This is a genomic window from Mesorhizobium sp. M7D.F.Ca.US.004.03.1.1 (assembly GCF_003998635.1).
GTDB classification, from domain to species: domain Bacteria; phylum Pseudomonadota; class Alphaproteobacteria; order Rhizobiales; family Rhizobiaceae; genus Mesorhizobium; species Mesorhizobium loti.
In genome coordinates, this window is sequence record NZ_RZQG01000458.1 from 1 (window position 1) to 4761 (window position 4761).

The window sequence follows — 4761 nt, forward strand, 5'->3', positions numbered from 1 at the left end:
GGTAATAGTCGTAGATGGCGACCTTGCCCTTGTACTTGTCGCCGGTGAGCGCGGCCATCGACTGCATGTCGGCCGGATCGACCTTGGTCTTGTTGTAGCCGATCGTGTTGTAGCCGAACTTTTCGGTGATGCCGTAGCGCTTGCCGCCGATCACGGTGGAGCCGTCCATCTTCACTTGCGGGAACAGGTCGGCCAGCGGCAGTTTGTCTTCCGGCAGCGGCTCGAACAAGCCCTTTTCGACACCCCGCGGCACATCGATGCTGTCGATGACCATCACGTCCCAGTCGCCCGGCTGCGACTGTTCGACGATGGCGAGGCCGGCGCCGGTGCCCTCGAACTCCTTGACGTTGACCTTGACGCCATTGGCCTCCTCGAACGGCTGCAGCAGAGCCGGGTCGGCATGATCGCACCAGATCAGCGCGTTGAGATCGGCGGCCTGGGCAGCGCTGCCGGCTCCGAGCAGCAGCGCCGTGGCGGCGCATGCGGCATGCAGATGGCTTTTCAGCATGGAAAGCGGATTCCTGGATGCGGATTTAGCGGACATCGAGTGTTCTCCCTTGCCTTTGTGGCTTCTTGCAAAAAATTGAACCAATTCTAAAATTGAGTCAATTCTGTTTTTATGGCAAGAGGCTGATATGAGCGGATTGCGGGCAAGGCAAAAGGCGGACCGGCACCGGCGCATCATCGAGGCGGCGGCGGCACTTTTCCGCGAGGCCGGTTATGAAGGCGCCAAGATCGAGGCGATCGCCGCCCAGGCCGAGGTCTCGGTCGGCACGATCTACAATTACTATGAAAACAAGGGCGACATCCTCGGCGCCATCGTCTCGCTTGAGGTCAACGAGGTGCTCAATGCCGGGCAGGGCGTCGTCGCCAGGCCGCCGGCCAATGTCGGCGATGCGCTGGACACGCTGATCGGCATCTATATCGAGCACTCGCTGCATTATCTCAGCAAGGAGATGTGGCGGCAGGCGATGGCAATCTCGACACAACTGCCCGACAGCCCGTTCGGCCAGGCCTACACCGCACTCGACCGCGCGCTGACCGAACAGATCCGCGCCCTGATCGCCCGGCTGCAGGAGATTGGGCTGGTGCGGCAGGATATCGACGGGGCAGCGCTCGGCGAACTGATCTTCAACAACATGAACATGATGTTCATCGAATTCGTGAAGCGCGACGCGGCGAAGATACCGGAACTGCGCGCAGCGATCCGGAGGCAGAACCGGATATTGGTGGCGGCGATTGCGGTGTGAGAAAGTCAGGAGCAGGCAGGAGAAATCGTCGCTTCCGCATAAGATCTGGTTTCAGACGAGGCTCACCTCTTGAGTTGAGTTTGAAATCTGGTACAACCTAGGAGGGCATAAATAGGGGGAGGGGTAAATGGGGGCGTTTTCCATCTGGCATTGGGCGATCGTGCTGCTGTTGATCGGCGTGCCTGTTTTCTTTGCTGTTCGATCAGCCGCGAAGCCGTCGCAGAATCCTGAAGCTCTTGTGGGCTTCGGCGGCTGGTTGATGCTGCTGGCGATCGGTCAGACATTGTCACCGCTGCGCACACTCGCCGACTTCGCCAATTCGGCGGACGGCTACCAGCAACTCATGACCCTCTCAAATGGCCCGCTGGCGGTGTATGGCGAGCTTGCTCTCAATCTGGCATTTCTGGCGCTTCAGCTGGTTGTGCTCGTTTCGATGCTGCGGCGAGGCCGCCGCTTTCCGCAATTGTTTCTGCTCCAGTGGCTCGCCATCCCTGTCGTTTTCGTGCTGGACACGATCTGGGTTGCGTCAGTTCTGGGCGTTCCGGTGAGCCTGGTACTCGCAGGCGATGCGGTGGTGGCCCCCATGGTTTCGTTTGTGGGAACTGGCATCTGGGCCGCCTACGTCTACAAGTCTGTCAGGGTCCGGAACACGTTCACCAGGGTTGGGGCATCCGCCCGGGTTGCGAGCGCATAGAAGACGGCACAATTTGGAATATTTTGGAGCATCAGGGGCTCGGCGAATTTGATCTCAACAACATGAACATGATGTTCATCGAATTCGTGAAACGCGACGCGGCGAGGATTGCCGAACTGCGGGCGGCGATCCGGAGGCAGAGCCGGATACTGGTGGCGGCGATTGGGGTGCGCGCAGCCGAACATGGTGGGGGCCAGGTGGTCTCTGAATATCCACTACCGTAGTCGCCCTCGCGGCCACTATAGACGTGGACATTCTGCTCTGGCCCAAGACGTGAAGATATGTGTGAGATGGCTTGTGAATATCCGTGCGCCGTGTGTTTTGGCGACGAACAAAAAATCGAGGGATAGACTGTCTAACCGGGCCGACACTGCCGCGTTCCGCTGAGACATTGAGCCCCAATATCCTCGGCAACGCAGTTGGAAAGGATTTGGAGTGGAGGGTATTTCTGATGCAAAGCGTGGCTAAGGCACCAACCAGTTTTATGGATGGGCAAACTCGACCAGTACTTCTCAAGTCGCAACCTCCGCGCCGTCTCCTCCCTTATGCAATCCTTTGATGGACAATAACCGGCCTTTTTGAAAGCCACTAGCTCGACAGTGGTCTTGTCAGGGGCACAGAATATACGATCTTCAAGGCAGGCCTTGCCAACCCCTGTGGCCACGAAGTGGCTGACAGTTATATATGTCTGGAGGCGAACTTCCTTAATATAGTTGTCTCTCAAATACGTTGCCTGCACATCGCCAACAAGATGCCAGAAAGGTTGAAGCGCAACCCTCATCCCTTTCTCGTCTACTAGACACTTTTCTTTTTCGCTTTGCTGCTCCGCCTTGACGAGCATCTTTGAGACTAGCGCTGTGCAATAGCCCTCTGTGTCCAAGTCAGGAAAAGGTAACTCTTCCGCTGCCGAGGCGAACCGTGCCGCTAGGAGAGCCGCCACAGCCAGCAAGATCCGCATCATGCCCATTCTTCTCATGTGTCTCTAAGCCACCCTAAAGCAACGATAGGTTGTCCAGACGTGTTGTTCGACCCCTGAGCGTATCTTATCTGTGTTGCTGGCCATTCGACAATCACTGACGCATCATTCGGTGCTGTCCGTTGCAAGTGTCGGTTTCATTCGGTGGAAACTGGTGCCCCCGGACGGAATCGAACCGCCGACCTTCGGTTTACAAAACCGCTGCTCTACCAGCTGAGCTACAAGGGCACGGCGCTCCGGTTAGCATATTTGTTGCGCCAGTAAAGACAAAACTCCGTTTTTTCCCGGCATGTCGTATGGGCCGTCGGGGAGGGGCATCCTGAAAAACGCCGGATTGCTTCCTACATAGGTGGAAGGTGCAATCGCTTCGAGCAGGGGTGTCGCATGATCAGATTTGTCATCATTCTGCCTATCGTCTTCGTGGCCTGGATGCTGCTGGTGAAGATCATCAGCGATGTGAAGAAGGCCAATGTCGACTGGACCGGCGTCACCACCATCATCGGCTTCATCGCGCTGGCCTTCTGGCTTCGCCATGTCACGGGGCTGGGGTGATAGAGAGCGAATAGTGAGTAGCGAATAGCAACGTAGCGATTGGTACGTGGCGTTCCTGCCTTTTCCTACTCGCTATTCGCTATTCGCCTGCGTCAAGCGTGCACTAAAAATCCCCTCGATCTTCGAACCTTTTCCCGCGCTGCGCCGACTGATGGTCTGAGGCGAATGGGTCGCCTCGATCAAGGATCCAGGAGATCATCATGCTCAAGCGCACTCTTACCTCAGGCCTCGTCGCCATTTTCGTCGCCACCGGCGCGCTCGCCGGCACTGTCGGCACGTCGTCGGCCCACGGCATGCACGGCCATCATCACCATCACAACAAGCACTTCAAGAAGTTCTGGTGGAAGCACTACAACCACCACCACAACCATCATCACCACAGGCACGGTAGGGTGATCATTTTCCTTTGATGGAGGGACCCATTCTTCCAAGAGGGCGGCTTCGGCCGCCCTTTTTGCGTTCGGCGATCACCTTGTGAAGTGGGTGGCAAAGCTGCCGATCTCCCCCGCAAGGAGGGAGATCAGCTGCATCAACGTCCTCGCCAAGCTCTCGCAGGTCGCCGTCGCCAAGACCTCGGTCCATCCGATTTCCTCGGCTCCAGAAAAATCGAAAAAAGATTCGAACCTTTTTCCTGGCCGCAACGACAGATGATCAAGAGGCGGATGGATCGCCTCCGTCAACGAAGCAAGGAGATCATCATGTTCAAGAACACACTCGTTTCCGGCCTCATCGCCACCGCCGTCGCCGCCACCACGCTGGTCGGCACCGTCCAGCCTTCGGCCGCCCACAGCCATCACCACGACCTCGGCATCGGCATTGCCGCCGGCGTCGGTGGTTTCGTCCTCGGCAGCCTGCTCGCCCAGCAGCCCCGTACCGTCTATGTCGACGAAGACGGCGGTTCGTGGCACGTCCGCCGCTGCTACGATCGTTACGCGAGCTACGACGTGGACTCCGACACCTATGTCGGCCACGACGGCTATCGTCACTACTGCCGGCTCTGAGAGGAGGTGGCGTTTCAATCAGCTGAAAAAGAGGGGCGCCCCCGCCGCCCCTCTTTTCGCTGTCCGCATGATCTCAAGCCGAGCTGACGCCGCCAATCATCCTGGTCACCTCGGCGGCGGCATCGCGCACCAGCGGGCCGATCTCGGCCAGCCGCTCCGGCGTCACCCGCACGGTCGGCCCGGAGACCGAGACGCCGCCGATCGGCTCGCCGAATTCGTTGAAGATGGCTGATGCCACGCAGCGCATGCCGGGGTGCCGCTCCTCGTCGTCGACCGACCAGCCACGTC

General features: G+C 58.5%; 10 protein-coding genes and 1 tRNA gene. 7 read left to right on the top strand and 4 right to left on the bottom strand.

Features of this window, described 5'->3' with window-relative positions:
- On the bottom strand, positions 1–544 hold a 544-nt coding region (locus EN935_RS22670; RefSeq protein WP_127373628.1), incomplete at its 3' end, for an extracellular solute-binding protein.
- A gap of 91 nt (positions 545–635) precedes the next feature.
- On the opposite strand from EN935_RS22670, the gene EN935_RS22675 reads away from it, so the two are divergent.
- The 3 genes from EN935_RS22675 (at position 636) to EN935_RS22685 (ending at position 2168) form a co-directional block, all read left to right on the top strand.
- Positions 636–1250 (top strand): TetR/AcrR family transcriptional regulator, encoded by a 615-nt coding sequence (locus tag EN935_RS22675; RefSeq protein ID WP_127265533.1) that lies wholly within the window; start codon positions 636–638, stop codon positions 1248–1250.
- A 127-nt stretch (positions 1251–1377) separates the two neighbouring features.
- Positions 1378–1944, top strand: coding sequence for a DUF2569 family protein (locus EN935_RS22680; RefSeq protein ID WP_127265534.1), 567 nt, complete (start codon positions 1378–1380; stop codon positions 1942–1944).
- A 23-nt stretch (positions 1945–1967) separates the two neighbouring features.
- Positions 1968–2168 carry a hypothetical protein gene (locus tag EN935_RS22685; protein ID WP_206532439.1) on the top strand — a complete coding sequence of 67 codons (201 nt, stop codon included), beginning with the start codon at positions 1968–1970 and terminating at the stop codon, positions 2166–2168.
- 131 nt (positions 2169–2299) lie between these two features.
- Here the strand turns inward: EN935_RS22685 and EN935_RS22690 are convergent, their stop codons facing one another.
- On the bottom strand, positions 2300–2905 hold the full coding sequence (locus EN935_RS22690) for a hypothetical protein (RefSeq protein ID WP_127265535.1): 606 nt from the start codon (positions 2903–2905) through the stop codon (positions 2300–2302).
- Between the two features lie 167 nt (positions 2906–3072).
- Positions 3073–3148, bottom strand: a tRNA-Thr gene (locus tag EN935_RS22695).
- A 156-nt stretch (positions 3149–3304) separates the two neighbouring features.
- On the opposite strand from EN935_RS22695, the gene EN935_RS22700 reads away from it, so the two are divergent.
- From EN935_RS22700 to EN935_RS22710, 4 genes are all read left to right on the top strand, one after another.
- Positions 3305–3472: a hypothetical protein gene (locus EN935_RS22700; protein WP_127265536.1), complete on the top strand. Its 168-nt coding sequence runs from the start codon at positions 3305–3307 to the stop codon at positions 3470–3472.
- 200 nt (positions 3473–3672) lie between these two features.
- Positions 3673–3882 (top strand): hypothetical protein, encoded by a 210-nt coding sequence (locus EN935_RS22705; RefSeq protein ID WP_127265537.1) that lies wholly within the window; start codon positions 3673–3675, stop codon positions 3880–3882.
- Positions 3883–3955: 73 nt separating this feature from the next.
- Entirely contained in the window at positions 3956–4123 is a 168-nt protein-coding gene (locus EN935_RS40880; protein ID WP_164757888.1) for a hypothetical protein, read from the top strand.
- Positions 4124–4170: 47 nt separating this feature from the next.
- Entirely contained in the window at positions 4171–4473 is a 303-nt protein-coding gene (locus EN935_RS22710; protein WP_109671674.1) for a BA14K family protein, read from the top strand.
- A gap of 73 nt (positions 4474–4546) precedes the next feature.
- On the opposite strand, the gene EN935_RS22715 is transcribed toward EN935_RS22710, so the two are convergent.
- Positions 4547–4761: IclR family transcriptional regulator C-terminal domain-containing protein (locus EN935_RS22715; RefSeq protein WP_281040354.1), on the bottom strand; the 215-nt coding region annotated here is incomplete at its 5' end.